We start from the raw sequence: 16,693 nt of genomic DNA, 5'->3' as shown, positions 1-16,693 counted from the left end.
ATTATTAAGACAATACTTTAGATTGTCTTAGTTCATCGAATAGATCAATGATCTTTTTTTGTAAGGCAATAATTTCAGATTCTCGCTCCCTTAATTTTTTATTACTGGTTTCCAGGTCAGAAATATACTTTTCCTGTTCTTCAGTATCGTTATAAGTAAGTAATTGAATAATTGACAAGTTAAATAACTTGGCAATTTGTTCGAGTCTGGATAAATTGATATCTGTTATTCCCGTTTCAATTTTTGAAAATGCAGGAATTGAAATATCCAACCGCTTCGCCACATCCTCCTGACTCCAGCCATTCTGGTGGCGCAGAAGTCTGATTTTCTTTCCTAAAGTGTTCATGTTTGTATATTATATTGTTTTGCCTGAGCAATGGTACGTTGGGCGATCCGATCTAAATCCAATCCACCAAAATTACCAGAACTCATAAGAAGCAAGTTTTTCCCTTTATAATTAATACAACTCAAAAACTCGTCCAATATTTCACAATTGTTAAAAAATAGTAACTTATTATTACCAAAAGCTTCTTTAACGACTGATTCGTCGTATGGTTCCAACTGTTTTTCTTCGAAAGTTTTTTTATTTATAAACACAACAGGCAAATCGGCACGATCCATACTGCCCTTATATTCGGCCAGAAAATTCTTGTTTAAACTACTAAAAGTATGTAATTCGATCACAGCCACTAATTCGCGGTCTTCAAACTGATCCTTTACGGCCTGTATGGTTGCTTTAAGTTTTGAAGGGGAATGTGCAAAATCTTTATATACTGCAGTGTTTCCACTACTGGCTAAAAGTTCCAATCTCCGCGATGCTCCTTTAAAGGTCCCTATAGCCTGATAGAACTGGTCGTCGGAAATCTCAAGCGCTTTGCAAACGGAATGAGCAGCTTCCATATTGTACAGATTGTGAGCACCAAATACAGATAAAGGAACTTCTTTTCCTTTGTAATTGAGGTAAGTGATGCCTTTTCGGGTGACACTTTCAATAGCGGTGTATCCTTTTTTGGTTAACGGTGACTCATCTTTGTCTATAACAGATTGTACCGTTTCATCATCCTGGTTATAGAAAACTGTTCCGCCGGGCTCCATCGTTTTAAGGAACAAACTAAACTGCTCTACATAATTTTCAAACGTAGGGAAAACATTAATGTGATCCCAGGCTATTCCACTTAAAACGGCAATATCGGCATGGTATAAATGAAACTTAGGTCTTCTGTCTATTGGTGAGGACAGATACTCGTCCCCTTCAATAATAATTAAAGGGGCATCTGTAATTCGCACCATCGTCTCGAATCCGGCAAGCTGAGCGCCTACGAGGTAATCAAAATCGGTTCCACATGCATGTAATACATGCAGGATCATGGACGTAATAGTAGTTTTTCCGTGACTTCCACCAATAACAACACGCTTTTTATTCCGCGATTGTTCAAAGATGTATTCCGGATATGAATATACTTTAACTCCCAGCTCCTGTGCTTTTAACAGCTCAGGGTTATCTGGACGCGCATGCATCCCCAAAATAACAGCCTTTAAACCAGGATCAATCCGGTCGGGATCCCAACCCAACTTAGCGGGATAAATACCATGCTTTTTTAGTCTGGATGCAGAGGGTTCTTCAATGGTATCGTCTGAACCGGTTACATGGTAACCTTTTAATTTAAGTGCAATAGCAAGATTATGCATTGCACTACCTCCGATTGCAATAAAATGTACGCGCATAAAAATTAAATTTATCCTTTTACTAATTTCAGGGAAGCCCAATCATCGGTCAGTTTCTGATCGGATAGAACAAGCGAATGTTTCCCGGCTTCCTGAAGGAGCATTTCGCAGTCGGCTTTAAAAAATCCACTCAGGATCAATATTCCTCCTTTTACCAGAGCTTCCGAATAACGCTCCATCTGGTCTAATAAGATATTCCGGTTGATGTTGGCCAATAAATAGTCATATTGAACCGCTGGAATGGCTTCTTTTGACCCTAACAGGACCTTAATGAAACCTGCACCATTATGACTTGTATTCTCTAGTGTACTGTCATAACAAAGCTCATCATAATCAATGGCGGTCAGATCTGTCGCTCCTCTTTTTGCAGCCAGTATAGCCAGAATACCAGTTCCACAACCCATATCCAATACGCTTTTACCTACGAAATCCATTTCTAAGATAAACTCCATGACCATGGCAGTGGTTTGATGATGCCCTGTACCGAAAGCCATCTTAGGATCGATTATGATCTCGTAGGGGTATTCGGGATGCGGCTCATGAAAGGTAGCACGAATGTAGCAGGCATCTTTGATTGTTAAAGGTTCAAAGTTACTTTCCCATACTTCATTCCAGTTTTTTCCCGGGATCAGATTTTTCTCGTAAGAGAAGTCAAATTGCTCCTTAAAGGGGGATAAAACTTCGTCCATGTTCAGACTTTTAGCTTGTTCAAGGGAAATGTAGGCCTTAAATCCGGTTTCCGACTCTTCAAAAGTGTCAAAACCTGCTTCTCCTAATGAATGGATAAGCAGGTCCTGATGTACTTCGTCTGTTGGTTTTACTGTGAATACAAACTCGTAATAATCCAATTTTTATTTATTAAAGACTTTAGCAATATCGGTAAAATCACGTGATTTAAGTGCAGCTCCACCAATTAATCCACCGTCAATATCTTTCTGAGAGAAAAGCTCAGCAGCATTTTTAGGGTTACAACTTCCACCGTATAAAATTGTAGTGTCTTCAGCTACAGCATCACCATATCTGGCTTCAATTTCTTTACGGATGAATGCGTGAATTTCCTGTGCTTGTTCCGGACTAGCTGTTACACCTGTACCGATAGCCCAAATTGGTTCGTAAGCCAATACCAGGGTAGAAAAATCACCTGCTGACAAGTCAAATACACCATCAGTAAGTTGTCTTTTGATGACATCGAAATGGCTGTTGGCATTTCTTTCCTGCAAAGTTTCACCGATACAAAAGATTGGTTTTAATCCGGTTTTGATAACCGCTTTTACTTTTTCAGCTAATAACTGATCCGTTTCGCCAAAATACTGGCGACGTTCTGAATGGCCTAAGATGACATATTCGGCACCTACAGATTTTACCATAGAAGCGGAGATTTCACCTGTATACGCTCCTGATTCTGCCTGGTGACAGTTTTGTGCGCCAACACTTACGTTAGTAGATTGGTTAGCCATTTGGCTCAAGCTATAAACATAAAGACTTGGAGGACAAACTACTAACAGTTGATCGCCGATAATTTCATCCTTAGCCATGTTAAGCACTTCAGAGAACAAACTAAGTCCTGCTGAATAATCAAGGTTCATTTTCCAGTTTCCTGCAACAATTTTCTTTCTCATAATTTTAATTAAAATTTCTATAATGTTTAGTTAAGTCAAATACTTCGGACAATATTTTCCTGTCTATATCGTCCAGGTCTTTATTCCTGCGGTCAAATACACGCTCTATAGTTTCCATGGCTTTATCGAGCTGGTATTCTATACTATGTTTTCCTCCGCCCCATGAAAAGTCAGGTACAAAGTTAGCAGGAAATCCAGCACCGAAGACATTAGCGCAAATCCCGACTACTGTTCCGGTATTAAACATGGTATTTATACTACACTTTGCGTGGTCGCCCATCACCAAACCACAGAACTGTAAGCCAGTGTTTCGATAGTGACCTGTGGAATAATTCCACAATTTGACGTCAGTGTAGTTATTTTTAAGATTTGAGTTATTGGTATCTGCTCCCATGTTACACCATTCACCGATGACGGAATTTCCAAGATATCCTTCGTGACCTTTGGAAGAGTTGCCCAGGATCACTGCGTTATTCACTTCCCCTCCTATCCGGCAAAAAGGGCCGATGGTGGTTTTGGGATAGATCTTCGTGCCCATTTTGAGTTGCGACCCTTCGCATAAAGCAAAAGCTCCCCTAACCATACTGCCTTCCCAGATCTGTGCGTTTTTACCAAGATAAATAGGGCCGTTCAGGGTATTTAAAATGCTGCATTCGACCACTACACCTTCTTCTACGAAAATATTATCTCCAAGAATGGTGTTTGTACCGCTTAAAGGAGCAGAACTTCGGTTGCTGGTCAGCAATTTAAAGTCGCGGATAATTTCTTGACCGTTATTGATGAAGATATGTTCAGGATAAACGAGACGGGTAATAGAAAGCGGGTAATGGATGAGTTTAAAGCCATCCAGATTCAGATCGGGAATACCACTTTGTGCTACCCCGTTTTTTACGGCGATTAAGACTTCCTGTGTATATAGCGCATCTCCGTCTTTCAGCGCAGTTATGGCTTCCAGGAGTGCGTCATCCGGACAGACAGATCCATTAATAAATATATTATCGGGTGTAGGGTTAAACGGGAATTTTTCCTGGAGATAGGGCACCGTCAGATAAGCTGTATCACTTTTAAGATATTTAGCCCATTTTTCAGCTATTGTAAGTATGCCAACCCTTAATAGTGCTATTGGCCGCGTGTATGTTAAAGGTAACAGACTATCGCGTGCAGAATCATCAAATAAGATAATGGTCATTAGGGCAAAAATAAAAAAAGTCCCGGCTGTATACCGGGACTTTTAAAAAATATTTTGATAAATATTACTTTTTAGGATAACGTGTACGGAATTTATCGATACGACCGGCAGTATCTACCAGCTTCATCTTACCTGTATAAAACGGGTGAGAGGTATGAGAAATTTCCAATTTAATAAGAGGGTAATCATTACCGTCTTCCCATTTAATGGATTCTTTTGTGTCAATACAAGATTTTGTAATGAAAGAATAGTCGTTTGACATATCTTTAAAAACAACTAATCTATAATTTTTTGGATGCAAATCAGCCTTCATGATCTAAACTTTTTCAGGGCGCAAATATGAAATAAATTTTCATTACATCAAAATGTAATTGCCATTTATTTAAATTGTTTACCGGTTTAAGTTGCAAATATAGAATAATCATTCATTATGTCAAACTTATGACCCCTTTATGCGTCATTAAAATGACTAAAGCATTTGTTTTGTTAACTTTGTGTTGGTTTAAACTTGTACTATACACTATGAATCTTCCTGTTTATCTGGATAACAATGCGACTACACCGATGGATCCTGAGGTGCTTGAAACGATGTTGCCTTATTTTATGCAGAAGTTCGGTAATGCTGCCAGTAAGAATCATTCATTTGGCTGGATTGCCGAAGAGGCTGTAGATCATGCACGGAAACAAATTGCGGCTCTGATTAACGCGCAGGAAACTGAACTGGTGTTTACTTCCGGGGCGACAGAGGCTGTAAACCTGGCCATAAAAGGAGTTTATGAAATGTACAAAGGCAAGGGTAATCATATTATCACCTGTGTTACGGAGCATAAAGCGGTGTTGGATACTTGCAAGCATCTTGAGCAATCTGGCGGCAACATCACTTATCTCCCGGTAGATGAAGATGGATTAATCATTCCTGAGGAATTGGAAAAGGCGATTACTCCTCAAACTATACTGATTGCGATCATGTATGCGAATAACGAAACGGGAGTTATTCAACCCATAAAAGAGATTGCTAAAATTGCGAAAAAGAATGATTTGTTATTTTTTTGTGATGCTACACAGGCTGTAGGTAAAGTACCTGTAGATGTGCTGAGTGATGGGATCCACCTGATGGCCTGTTCAGCTCATAAACTGTATGGTCCTAAAGGAGTTGGCATCTTATATGTACGCAGGAAAAATCCGAGAGTTAAAATCACGGCGCAGATTGATGGTGGTGGTCACGAAAGAGGAATGCGTTCCGGAACTTTGAATGTCCCGGGTATTGTAGGCTTGGGTAAAGCCGCTGAACTCTGCTCGCAAAAATCAGATTCCGAGACGTTGCGGATTACTTTTTTAAGGGATAAACTGGAAAGGGCTCTTTTGCAGATTGAAGCTACTTTTGTAAATGGAAGCAGGACATCGCGGTTACCTGGTGTATTGAATATATCATTTCAGCATGTAAACGGACAGGCGCTGATGATGGCACTAAAAAACATTGCGGTATCATCGGGTTCAGCATGTACATCTGCTTCACTGGAGCCTTCTTACGTGTTAAAAAGTCTGGGATTATCGGACGATCTTGCACATTCGGCTATTCGATTAGGAATTGGCCGTTTCAATACTGAAGAAGAGATTGATTATACGATTGAACAAATGACAAAGGCAGTAAATCATTTAAGAGCAATTTCTCCACTTTGGCAGATGTACAAAGATGAAAATGAGTTAAATAAAGTATAATTTTTTGTAAATTTGTAAACATACAGAATAGCTAAACGGATACATCCGTTTTTATTCTGCACATATTAAAAAGCAAATAAAAGAGTATGATAACAGTAACAGAGAAAGCAAAAGCTAGAATCGACGATTTGATTAAAACATCGAATTATGATGAGTCTTACTTCCTACGGGTTTCTGTTCAGGGTGGCGGATGCTCAGGATTATCTTATAAGATGGATTTTGATAACATAGCGAAATCTGATGATCAGTTTTTCGAGGATAAAGGTTTAAAAATCGCCTTGGATATGAAATCGTTCCTTTACCTTGCCGGTACAGAGTTGGATTTCACAGATGGGTTAAATGGTAAAGGTTTTAATTTTATTAACCCGAATGCAACCCGTACATGCGGTTGTGGGGAAAGTTTTTCCGTTTAAAAATACCAAATTTCACATATAAAGGGGCTTTATGCCCCTTTTCGTATATAAGGCATAATTTATGTACCTTGTATTACTAACCTATTATACGTAGATGCATTTAAAAAGCAAATATAATACTGTACCTTCCCTATTGCGTAATGTAGTAGCAAATATCCATCCTGAAACTAACACCTTCCTGATGGATAAGGTGGCTGATAAATGGCTTAACATCAGCTATAAGGAAACACTTGATCGGGCAGATGCGGTATCTTCCTATTTTTTGGGAATGGGAATCTCAAAGGGAGATCGTTTGGGTTTGATTCTGGAAAACTCGCCTGCTTATGTGTATTACGATCAGGGACTTCAGCAAATTGGCGGGGTAAATGTATCCATCTATCCTACCCTTTCGGAAAGTGAAATTGAATACATCATCAATGATGCAGGATTAAAAACCATCATTGTCGGTACTCCTTTTCTGCTTAAAAAAATCTTAAAAATTGCTAATAATTGTCCTGGATTGGAACGTATTATTCCAACCTTTGACGATTTCGATAAACATACTGTAGATCTGAATATCACTGCGGGAGTAATTGGCTTTAATCAGTTAATAAAGGAAGGAAAGGCCTGCCTGAATGACCGGAAACAACAGATTGATGCCTGCAGGGAAGCGATACTGCCTACTGACTTATCTGCGCTGATCTATACCTCCGGAACGACAGGAATTCCTAAGGGAGTTATGCTGACTCACGGCAATTTTGTCGAAAATGCAAGGGTATGTCTGGAAATGATTACCATAGTAGACAAAGATGATTTGTTTTTATCCTTTTTACCCCTCTCCCATGTGTTTGAACGTACGTGTAGCTACCTGATCTGTTGTACAAAGGGCTGTAAAATTGCTTTTGCACAAAGTTTGGAACTGCTGGCGCGGAATATGGAAGAAGTGAAACCTACGATTATGGCTTGTGTGCCCCGACTTTTGGAGCGGATCCACGACAAGTCCATTAAAACAGGAACGCAAGATGGCGGTATTAAGGAAAAAATTTTCAATTGGGCCCTGCAGATTGGAGAAGAATTCAGAAAAGCGAAAGCAACCGATAGTAAGCCGGGTATGTTGCTGAATATGCAACAATCAATTGCTAATAAACTGGTGTTCAGCAAAATAAAAGAAAAGACAGGGGGACGGTTAAAGTTCTTTATATCCGGAGGGGCTGCTTTACCTAAAAATATAGGTGAATTTTTCGGTAATCTGGATATTGTGGTACTGGAGGGTTTCGGGTTAACGGAAACATCACCGGTAATGTCAGTTACCGAATTTGACCGTCAGATCTATGGTACAGTTGGCCGGATTATACCGGGTATTGAGGTGGGAATTCAAAACGTAGACAGCAAGAAGATCTATACTATACAAACGTATCTTACTTTCAACAAAGACTTTGTATCTCCGGAAGGAGAAATTATTGTAAGGGGTCATTGTGTAATGAAAGGATATTGGAACAAACCGGAAGAAACTTCGATTGTGATTGATCAGGATGGCTGGTTTCATACCGGTGATGTAGGTCAGTTTTATGAGGGAAATCTGAAGATCACCGATCGGATAAAAAACATACTGGTCAACTCTTACGGGAAGAATATCTACCCTACTCCTGTAGAAAACACCTATTTGAAAAGCACTAAAATTGAACAGATTTTCCTGATTGGAGATAAACGGGAATATATTACGGCGATTGTTGTTCCTTCAAGAGAGGCTTTGCAGGAAACTTTTGGCTATAAGGATGAATTTTTCCAGGAGCCTGAACTGTTTATAGAAGATGAAGCAGTGGTTTCCTGGATTGCTCAGGATATTAAAAGGCTTTCCAATGAGCTTGCTAAATTTGAGCGAATTAAACAGTTTAAAGTGAAACGGAACCCGTTTTCTATTGAAGCTGGTGAGATGACTCCATCCTTAAAAGCAAAGCGAAAAATTATAGAGAAAAAATATGCAGAGGACATCGACACACTCTATATGGAGGAAAGTTTCGGTGAGTAATGCTTATACATGAATTTTACATAAGTTTGCAAAAATTACAACATAATGAGTATTGGTTTGTCCGAACAGGAAATTATACGCCGTGAGGCTTTACAACAGCTCCGCAATCTAGGGATCAATCCTTATCCTGCTGAAGCTTATGAAGTTAATGTTACTACTGAAGAAATCCTTAAAAATTACCCTGAGGATAAAACTTTATATCAGGACATTAGCTTTGCCGGTCGGATCATGAGTCGCCGTATTATGGGAAGTGCTTCATTTGCAGAGCTTCAGGATTCTACCGGAAGAATGCAGGTGTACATTAAACGGGATGAAATATGCCTGGGAGAAGATAAAACACTTTACAATACGGTATTTAAGAAACTATTGGATATTGGAGATTTTGTTGGTGTGAAGGGATATGTTTTTACTACCCAGACTGGTGAAATTTCCATTCATGTATTAGAACTCAAGTTATTATCTAAATCGCTTAAACCACTACCTATTGTAAAACGCGATGAGGAAGGAAATATATTTGATGGATTTACTGATCCTGAAATGCGGTACCGTCAGCGTTATGTCGATCTTACGGTGAATCCTGATCTGAAACAAATTTTCATCAATCGCTCCAAAGTGATTAGTACCATGCGTAATTATTTTGACGCACAGGGATGGATGGAAGTGGAGACGCCTATTTTGCAACCCATTCATGGTGGTGCAGCTGCAAGACCTTTTAAAACGCATCACAATACGCTGGACATGCCTTTGTATCTTCGTATTGCGAATGAGCTGTATTTAAAACGTCTGATTGTTGCCGGATTTGATGGTGTATATGAATTTGGTAAAATGTTCCGGAATGAAGGAATGGACCGGACGCATAATCCTGAGTATACCGGCATGGAGATTTATGTAGCCTACAAGGATTATATCTGGATGATGGGCATGGTAGAAGAGTGCCTGGAGAAAGTAGCCTTAGCTATTCATGGTTCCACTAAAGTAACGGTGGGTACATATGAAATTGACTTCGCTGGTCCTTATGAAAAGCTGACCATGTTTGAGTCTATTAAGAAATATACAGGTGTCGACGTTTCAGCACTGGATGAGACAGGCTTACGACAGGTTTGTATTGATTTGAAGCTTGAAACAGATCCATCTATGGGTAAAGGCAAGCTGATTGATGAGATCTTTGGTGAGAAAGTGGAAGGAAATTTGATTCAGCCTACTTTTATCACTGATTATCCTTTGGAGATGACTCCTTTAGCAAAGAAACATAGAAGTAAAGATGGCCTTGTTGAACGGTTCGAAATATTTGTAAACGGCAAGGAAATCGGTAACGCTTATTCCGAGTTAAATGACCCTATTGATCAGCGTGAACGGTTTGAAGATCAGCTGTTGTTGGCCACTCGCGGGGACGAGGAAGCAATGGCAACGGATGAGGACTTCCTGAGAGCATTGGAATATGGAATGCCGCCAACTGCTGGATTAGGATTTGGAATTGACCGCCTGGTGATGCTGATGACCAATCAGAGCACGATACAAGAGGTACTCTTCTTTCCTCAGATGCGCGCAGAGAAAAAAATGAAAGTAGCTTCTGTAGCTGATTATGAAGCTTTGGGTGTTCCAACCGAATGGGTCCCGGTATTATTAAAAATGGGATTCAATACTGTGGAAGAGCTGAAAGCGGCAAATCCGAATAAAGTATTCAATGATTTAGGGGGAATGCGTAAGAAACTAAAACTGGATATCGCTATTCCTTCGAAGGAAGCGGTGCTGGAATGGTTTGAATAACTAAAAGAATTTAACTTAAACTTAAAGGCCTGTAAACACTAAGTTTACAGGCCTTTCTTATTATTGTTATATAAAATATATAACATGAATTTATCAAGCATTGAAATAACAGAAAATGAATACCTGATTAAACTAAACAAAAGTGATTTTGATCTTTCTTTGATCAGCACACTTTTAAAACGAATTCAGGCAGAACACTTTTTCTCATATAAAAGATATGATGACGAAGAAGATATCATCAGCAAAAGAGTGAACTCTCCAAGAGTGAATTACTTTGACCATTTAGATGATAAATAAGCAGAGCTATCTGCTTATTTATCTTATTATCTTTTATTCCCTCTTTATTATCTTGGTCTGAATCCTCTGGTTTGAACCTGTTGTTTGTCCATCTGTACCATCTGATCCTTCATCATTTTTATCTGTTCCGCTAAAAGCTTATTTTTATCGGCTTTTTTAGCTTCCTGCAGATACATGGTTGCTTCTCTCTTATTGCGCTTTGCCATGGCTATTCCTGCCAGGCTTAATTTTGCTAAAGCAATATTATGATCCATGGTCATGCCTAAAGTCAGCGCTTTCTTAAAGTATTTTTCGGACTGTAAAGGAGCTTTACGAGATTCTATTAATCCAACCAGCAGATGGAAATAACCATGCTGCGCTTTCAAAAGTTCAGATTCATAATTTTTAATCATCTTAAGCCACTTTCCGGCACCTTCCATATTTTCCTTGCGCAGGTAGAATTGAGCGATCAGCATCTTTTCGTTGAAGAAGAAGGTAACAAAAACAAGAATAGACAACAATAGCACAAGAACTCCCGTTCCCCAGAAACTAAAGAACATTAAAGCAACAGTTGCACCTAATAAGGCAAAACCTATTATTAATCTAACAAAATTCGGCATATATTTATTTCTTTGATGATTGAATGCAAATATCTGCTTTTATTTAGCATCTAAAGCAATAAATATAGAATTATGACAGTACAAATTGAGGATTCCTGGAAAGAGGCACTTGCCGAGGAATTTGAAAAGGATTATATGAAACAATTGAAAAACTTTCTGGTCGAAGAAAGAAAGAGCGGCAAAGTGATATTCCCTCCCGGAGCACTCATCTTTAATGCTTTCTATCAAACTCCTTTTAAGTCCGTCAAAGTAGTTATTCTGGGTCAGGATCCCTATCATGGAGAAGGGCAAGCGCATGGCCTCTCTTTTTCAGTTTTAAAGGGTATAGGGATACCTCCCTCCTTACGGAGTATCTATAAGGAATTAAAAACGGATATACCTGGATTTGAGATTCCCGTTCATGGAGAATTGACACATTGGGCAGAGCAAGGTGTTTTACTTTTAAATGCCACATTAACGGTCCGAAAAGGGGAACCTGCATCACACCATAAAAAAGGATGGGAAATCTTCACGGATCAGGCTATTAAAGCCCTATCTGAAAATCGTAAAGGACTCGTTTTCCTTCTTTGGGGGAAAAATGCACAGGCTAAAATACCGCTGATAGATGAAACTAAACACAGTATTTTAACGGCAGCACATCCATCCCCCTATTCCGCATACAATGGATTTTTTGGTTGCAAGCATTTTTCTAAAGCAAATGAGCTTTTAGAAGCACAAGGTTTAACAAAAATTGACTGGCAGATTTAATAGTTGAAAGGCAAAACAGCTTCTTTCTTACTTGTAGAAAGGATCATCATCGTCTGAAATGTCTTCACAACCTGAATTTTTCCAATCTTTTCCATAATTAGCTTCTCATAGGATTTAATATCTTTAACATATACTTTTAAAATGAAATCACAGCCACCGGTTACATGATGACATTCTGTGATTTCATCTATTTTTTTCACTTCATCGATAAAGGTTTGAATGGTATTATTATGATGAAAATCAAGTTGGATCTGTATAAATGTTTTAATGCCTAAACCGAGTTCCTCTTCATCTACAACCGCATGATAACTTTTAATAATACCTGAATTCTCTAATTTCCTTACTCGTTCCAGCGTGGGTGCTGGTGAAAGTCCAATTTCATTGGAGAGCTGTAAGTTGGTTATTCGTCCACTTTCCTGGAGTCTTTTGATGATTTGTAAGTCTGTTTTATCCGGTTGAAATGACATAAGCGTAATTTATGAAGCGAATTTAAAACAAATTAAAAAGAAAGTATATATTAGATTAATCTAATTCATTTTATTAGATTTGCAAAACATGGAAAAAGGTAGTACAATATGAACGAATCTTTAGGGGAAGTACATTCTACAGTAACAACTGCTGGTAAAACAGGTTGGCGTAAATTACTTTCATTCCTTGGTCCCGCTTATCTCGTTAGCGTGGGCTATATGGATCCGGGAAACTGGGCAACCGATTTAGCTGGAGGAAGCCAGTTCGGTTATCAATTAATTTGGGTACTGCTGATGTCCAACTTAATAGCACTGCTACTTCAATCTTTAAGTGCGCGACTTGGAATTGTTCAGGGACTCGATTTAGCTCAGGCATCGAGAAATGCTTATCCGCGCTGGGCAAATTTACCCTTATATATTTTAGCTCAAATAGCAATAGTTGCCTGTGATCTTGCCGAAATAATCGGTATGGCTATCGGTTTGAACCTTTTATTTGGCTTACCGCTGATCTGGGGAATTTCCATCACTATTCTGGATACCGTATTACTTCTTTTTTTACTCAACAAGGGGATGCAGGCCATGGAAAGTTTCATTCTTTCGATGGTATTCATTGTAGGCATTGCCTTTTTAACGGAGATGTTTATTGTTGAGCCATCTCTAAACGATATATTTAAGGGACTGCAACCTTCCGTTCTGGAGGGAAATGCCCTTTATATCGCAATAGGAATACTTGGGGCAACGGTGATGCCTCATAATCTGTATTTGCATTCTTCGCTGGTACAGACCAGAAAAATTGAGCGGACAAAAAAAGGCATTCAAGAATCACTTAAGTACAACCTGATTGATACAGTAGTGGCATTGAACCTTGCATTTTTTGTTAATGCGGCTATACTTATCCTTGCAGCCACTGCCTTTTATAAAAACGGCTATTTTGAAATCGCTGAAATACAAGATGCGTATAAACTTCTTGAAAACATATTCGGATCACTTGCTCCTGCATTATTTGCGATAGCCTTAATTGCTGCAGGACAAAGTTCAACAGTTACCGGAACACTGGCGGGACAGATTATCATGGAGGGGCATTTAAAGCTCCGGATTCAACCGTGGCTAAGGCGACTAATCACCAGACTGCTTGCTATTATTCCTGCGTTTTTCACTATAGTTTATTATGGAGAAGATTACCTGGGTGCTTTATTGATCCTTAGTCAGGTCGTGCTCAGTTTACAGCTTGGCTTTGCCGTGATTCCATTGATCCATTTCACTTCTGATAAGAAGCTAATGGGTGACTTCGCCATCAAACCATGGGTGAAAATTCTTGCCTGGTTTAGTGCCCTGATCATTGTATCGTTGAATATTAAACTAGTTTATGAATTCCTTCGTACCTGGTTAAGTGGAGATAATAACTGGTGGGTAATCGCTATTCTGATTCCCGTTATACTGGCAATTATCTTCCTCTTGTTGTATGTATCCTTCCATCCTTTATTTAAGAAGAGCAGTATTATACCATCAAATGTTCCACATGGTAAAGCATTGGAAATTCCTGAAGTAGAAACAGTATTGTATACAGCAGTAGGGATTCCGGTTGACTTTTCTTCACATGACAAAGCAACTATCCGGCATGCATTATTACAGGGTGGTAAACTTGCCCATTATTATCTGATCCATATTGTTGAAACTGCGGGTGCACGTTATTACGGGGATAAAGTGTTGGATTTTGAAACAAGAAGTGACGAGGATAACCTGGAAATTTATCGCTTAAATCTGGAAAAACTCGGCTACCACTCCACTGTTTTAATCGGTTATGGAAATACAGCGAGAGCAATAGCCAAGCTGACGAATAAAAACAATCTGGACCTATTGGTGATGGGTGCTCACGGACATAAGACACTGAAGGATATGATCTTTGGAAGTACCCTTAACTCGGTACGGCATCGTGTTAAAATTCCAATATTAATTGTTCGCTAAATAAAGAGCGTTATTACTCTATTTAAGATAGGGTAATAATTCTTTATTGCTAAGAACTTTCTTAATATCAATATAGCCGGGGTATTCTACTTTTTTATCAGCCACGATAATATTTGGTTTTATCTTAACAATGATCGTGACTGTAGTATCTTTCGAAGACGAAAAAAAACTTGATATTATTTTTTGATTCTCCGGCTTAGACATGACAGGATAAATGTCGGTATCGATTTTAAAGGGTACAATAACGTCACCACCATTACCTGGAACCTTAATCGCCTGATTGTAAAGGCCCTTCATTAATTCCTGATCGGCAATCATAACAATATATTCAAATGCATTAATACCTGCATCTTCAGAACCTGGATTGGTAATTCCTAAATTTATTCTCGCTTTTAAAGGCAGTTTTTGTTGAAGCATGGAGAAAGCAAGACTCGGTGCCCTGGAAAGGTCTAAGCCATTTTTATTATACAATTTTTCTATAGGCGTATTGGCCAAATAAATACTGTCTACTGTTTTTACTTTAAAAACGCAGCTTTTCAGGGCTTCCAACTGACTAACTTGTGTTTTAACACCACAAGAAGCCAGAGTACCCATAAAAAATAGTGTAATTATAATTTTAATATATTTCATAGTTTCAATTTTAACACGCTGCTCAGATGACTGAATCAAGGTTGTTGCGTTGGGGAGTGCTGTCCATACCAGCCCTATATTGTGATGGTGTAAAAGTAGTAATCCGTTTAAATTGTGAAGACAAATGAGCCACACTGCTATAATCCAGCTGCCAGGCAATCTCTTTTAAGCTAAGCTCTTTATAAGAAATGAGCTCCTTTGCCCGCTCTATTTTTTGCCTGATAATATATTGTTCAATTGTAGTTCCTTCTGATGATGAAAATAAGGCGCTTAAATAATTATAATCGTGCGACAGTTCTTGCGCAATCAGATCAGACCAATTCAATTGAAGAGCTTCGCCTGACTGATAGAATATTTTGTTAATGATACATGTCTTGATTTTCTCCACCAGCTTTTCCTTTGAATCGTCTAACAGTTCGAAACCTAGAGACTTTATTTCTGTCCGTAACTTTTCAATTTTCTGTGTGTCAATAAGATCCACTTTTAGGCGTACATAGCCTAGTTTGACTTCTTCAAATTCCAGGCTCTGCTGTTCAAGTACCTGCTCAATGGCAAATACACAACGGGGACAAACCATATTTTTAATATAAAGCTCTTTCATCTTAATGATCTTAAAGGATTAACTTTTCCGGATCATTTTAATATGATCAATACCATCTTCATCGTAGATCTCACTACTCTTGACAAAGCCAAATTTCTCATAGAATTTCTGTGCCCAAACCTGAGCACCTATACGGAGAGGCTGGGCGCCAAGCAATTCCTCTACATCAGAGAGAATCATGTCCATCATTCTAATTCCTACCCCTGTCCCTCTGACGGAAAGATGGGTGATGATACGCCCAATTGAAGCCTCTTCATACACCACACCAGCAGGTACAATACGGGCATAAGCAATTAGTTTACCATCTCCGTACAACATAAAATGATGGCATTGCTGATCGATATGATCAATATCCTGGAAGGCACAATTTTGCTCCACGATAAAAACCTCATTTCGGAGGTGCAGTATCTGGTATAATTGCTCCAGACTTAAATCCTGAAAACGTTTTGTTATTTTAATATAGGACATTTAAATATATTTCTACTGTTACTCTTAAAACCTGCAAGCCAAGATTTTCGTATTATGTAACGGAGTAAATATACGCATCCTCCGGGTTTAGAACGATGCAATATGATGGACGATTGTGTTACTGAAGTAAAGAATTATTCAGAATAAGGATTGAATTTACTCTAATCGATGTAAAAAGATAGGTCTGCTCAGGTAAGAGATTGATAAAAATGGTTTAACCATTATAATCCGTTATCCGTTTTAAAAGTGGAAGAAAAGCTTTGATTAAAGCAAGTTCCTCATTAGAATACACTTCGGACATGGCACCCGCAAGCCATTCCTCTTTTATCCGGCGAGTCTCCATTAATTTGTTGAGACCACTGTCAGTTAAGGAAATCACCACTTTCCGTTTATCTGTTTCAATAATTTCGCGGCGAACATATCCAGCATCAAACAGCCGGTTGATCACTTGAGAAATAGCTTGTTTGGAGACTCTTTCC

19 protein-coding genes are annotated in these 16,693 nt (G+C 38.8%); 7 read left to right on the top strand and 12 right to left on the bottom strand.

Annotated features, from left to right (window positions below; all coding sequences use genetic code 11):
- Positions 1-4: 4 nt before the first annotated feature.
- The 6 genes from ADIARSV_RS13550 to ADIARSV_RS13525 all read right to left on the bottom strand — a co-directional run bounded on the left by ADIARSV_RS13550 (position 5) and on the right by ADIARSV_RS13525 (position 4,846).
- Positions 5-346: a helix-turn-helix domain-containing protein gene (locus ADIARSV_RS13550; protein ID WP_016196127.1), complete on the bottom strand. Its 342-nt coding sequence runs from the start codon at positions 344-346 to the stop codon at positions 5-7.
- Positions 343-1,725, bottom strand: a complete 1,383-nt coding sequence (locus tag ADIARSV_RS13545; RefSeq protein WP_016196126.1) for a UDP-N-acetylmuramate--L-alanine ligase — start codon at positions 1,723-1,725, stop codon at positions 343-345. Before ADIARSV_RS13545 ends, ADIARSV_RS13550 begins: the two co-directional genes overlap by 4 nt.
- 11 nt (positions 1,726-1,736) lie before the next feature.
- A complete protein-coding gene (gene prmA, locus ADIARSV_RS13540) occupies positions 1,737-2,573 on the bottom strand; it encodes a 50S ribosomal protein L11 methyltransferase (RefSeq protein ID WP_016196125.1) in 837 nt (278 codons plus the stop codon).
- A 3-nt stretch (positions 2,574-2,576) separates the two neighbouring features.
- A complete protein-coding gene (gene tpiA / locus ADIARSV_RS13535; RefSeq protein ID WP_016196124.1) occupies positions 2,577-3,344 on the bottom strand; it encodes a triose-phosphate isomerase in 768 nt (255 codons plus the stop codon).
- Between the two features lie 4 nt (positions 3,345-3,348).
- Entirely contained in the window at positions 3,349-4,533 is a 1,185-nt protein-coding gene (locus tag ADIARSV_RS13530; RefSeq protein WP_016196123.1) for a putative sugar nucleotidyl transferase, read from the bottom strand.
- 64 nt (positions 4,534-4,597) lie between these two features.
- Entirely contained in the window at positions 4,598-4,846 is a 249-nt protein-coding gene (locus tag ADIARSV_RS13525; RefSeq protein ID WP_040300094.1) for a type B 50S ribosomal protein L31, read from the bottom strand.
- 209 nt (positions 4,847-5,055) lie between these two features.
- Here ADIARSV_RS13525 and ADIARSV_RS13520 point away from each other — a divergent pair, with 209 nt between their 5' ends.
- The 5 genes from ADIARSV_RS13520 (at position 5,056) to ADIARSV_RS13500 (ending at position 10,737) form a co-directional block, all read left to right on the top strand.
- A complete protein-coding gene (locus ADIARSV_RS13520; protein ID WP_016196121.1) occupies positions 5,056-6,252 on the top strand; it encodes an IscS subfamily cysteine desulfurase in 1,197 nt (398 codons plus the stop codon).
- An 86-nt stretch (positions 6,253-6,338) separates the two neighbouring features.
- A complete protein-coding gene (locus ADIARSV_RS13515) occupies positions 6,339-6,665 on the top strand; it encodes a HesB/IscA family protein (protein ID WP_016196120.1) in 327 nt (108 codons plus the stop codon).
- A 94-nt stretch (positions 6,666-6,759) separates the two neighbouring features.
- Positions 6,760-8,673, top strand: a complete 1,914-nt coding sequence (locus tag ADIARSV_RS13510) for an AMP-dependent synthetase/ligase (RefSeq protein ID WP_016196119.1) — start codon at positions 6,760-6,762, stop codon at positions 8,671-8,673.
- Between the two features lie 45 nt (positions 8,674-8,718).
- Complete coding sequence (lysS, locus tag ADIARSV_RS13505; protein ID WP_016196118.1) at positions 8,719-10,440, top strand: lysine--tRNA ligase; 1,722 nt, start codon at positions 8,719-8,721, stop codon at positions 10,438-10,440.
- An 84-nt stretch (positions 10,441-10,524) separates the two neighbouring features.
- Positions 10,525-10,737: a hypothetical protein gene (locus ADIARSV_RS13500; RefSeq protein ID WP_016196117.1), complete on the top strand. Its 213-nt coding sequence runs from the start codon at positions 10,525-10,527 to the stop codon at positions 10,735-10,737.
- 47 nt (positions 10,738-10,784) lie between these two features.
- Here ADIARSV_RS13500 and ADIARSV_RS13495 read toward each other — a convergent pair whose 3' ends face one another.
- Entirely contained in the window at positions 10,785-11,336 is a 552-nt protein-coding gene (locus ADIARSV_RS13495; RefSeq protein ID WP_016196116.1) for a tetratricopeptide repeat protein, read from the bottom strand.
- Between the two features lie 72 nt (positions 11,337-11,408).
- On the opposite strand from ADIARSV_RS13495, the gene ung reads away from it, so the two are divergent.
- On the top strand, positions 11,409-12,083 hold the full coding sequence (gene ung / locus ADIARSV_RS13490; RefSeq protein ID WP_016196115.1) for a uracil-DNA glycosylase: 675 nt from the start codon (positions 11,409-11,411) through the stop codon (positions 12,081-12,083).
- Here the strand turns inward: ung and ADIARSV_RS13485 are convergent.
- Positions 12,080-12,550, bottom strand: a complete 471-nt coding sequence (locus ADIARSV_RS13485; protein ID WP_016196114.1) for an Lrp/AsnC family transcriptional regulator — start codon at positions 12,548-12,550, stop codon at positions 12,080-12,082. The two genes, ung and ADIARSV_RS13485, sit on opposite strands and share 4 nt — an antisense overlap.
- 108 nt (positions 12,551-12,658) lie before the next feature.
- Between ADIARSV_RS13485 and ADIARSV_RS13480 the strand changes: the two genes are divergently transcribed.
- A complete protein-coding gene (locus tag ADIARSV_RS13480) occupies positions 12,659-14,515 on the top strand; it encodes an Nramp family divalent metal transporter (protein ID WP_016196113.1) in 1,857 nt (618 codons plus the stop codon).
- 18 nt (positions 14,516-14,533) lie between these two features.
- Here the strand turns inward: ADIARSV_RS13480 and ADIARSV_RS13475 are convergent, their stop codons facing one another.
- From ADIARSV_RS13475 to ADIARSV_RS13460, 4 genes are all read right to left on the bottom strand, one after another.
- Positions 14,534-15,145 carry a hypothetical protein gene (locus ADIARSV_RS13475; RefSeq protein ID WP_040300093.1) on the bottom strand — a complete coding sequence of 204 codons (612 nt, stop codon included), beginning with the start codon at positions 15,143-15,145 and terminating at the stop codon, positions 14,534-14,536.
- A 22-nt stretch (positions 15,146-15,167) separates the two neighbouring features.
- Positions 15,168-15,746, bottom strand: coding sequence for a helix-turn-helix domain-containing protein (locus tag ADIARSV_RS13470; protein WP_016196111.1), 579 nt, complete (start codon positions 15,744-15,746; stop codon positions 15,168-15,170).
- Positions 15,747-15,764: 18 nt separating this feature from the next.
- Positions 15,765-16,214 (bottom strand): GNAT family N-acetyltransferase, encoded by a 450-nt coding sequence (locus tag ADIARSV_RS13465; protein WP_016196110.1) that lies wholly within the window; start codon positions 16,212-16,214, stop codon positions 15,765-15,767.
- Positions 16,215-16,428: 214 nt separating this feature from the next.
- Positions 16,429-16,693: MarR family winged helix-turn-helix transcriptional regulator (locus ADIARSV_RS13460; RefSeq protein WP_040300091.1), on the bottom strand; the 265-nt coding region annotated here is incomplete at its 5' end.

The organism is Arcticibacter svalbardensis MN12-7 (assembly GCF_000403135.1).
GTDB classification, from domain to species: domain Bacteria; phylum Bacteroidota; class Bacteroidia; order Sphingobacteriales; family Sphingobacteriaceae; genus Arcticibacter; species Arcticibacter svalbardensis.
This window is presented reverse-complemented; position numbering and strand designations above follow the sequence as displayed.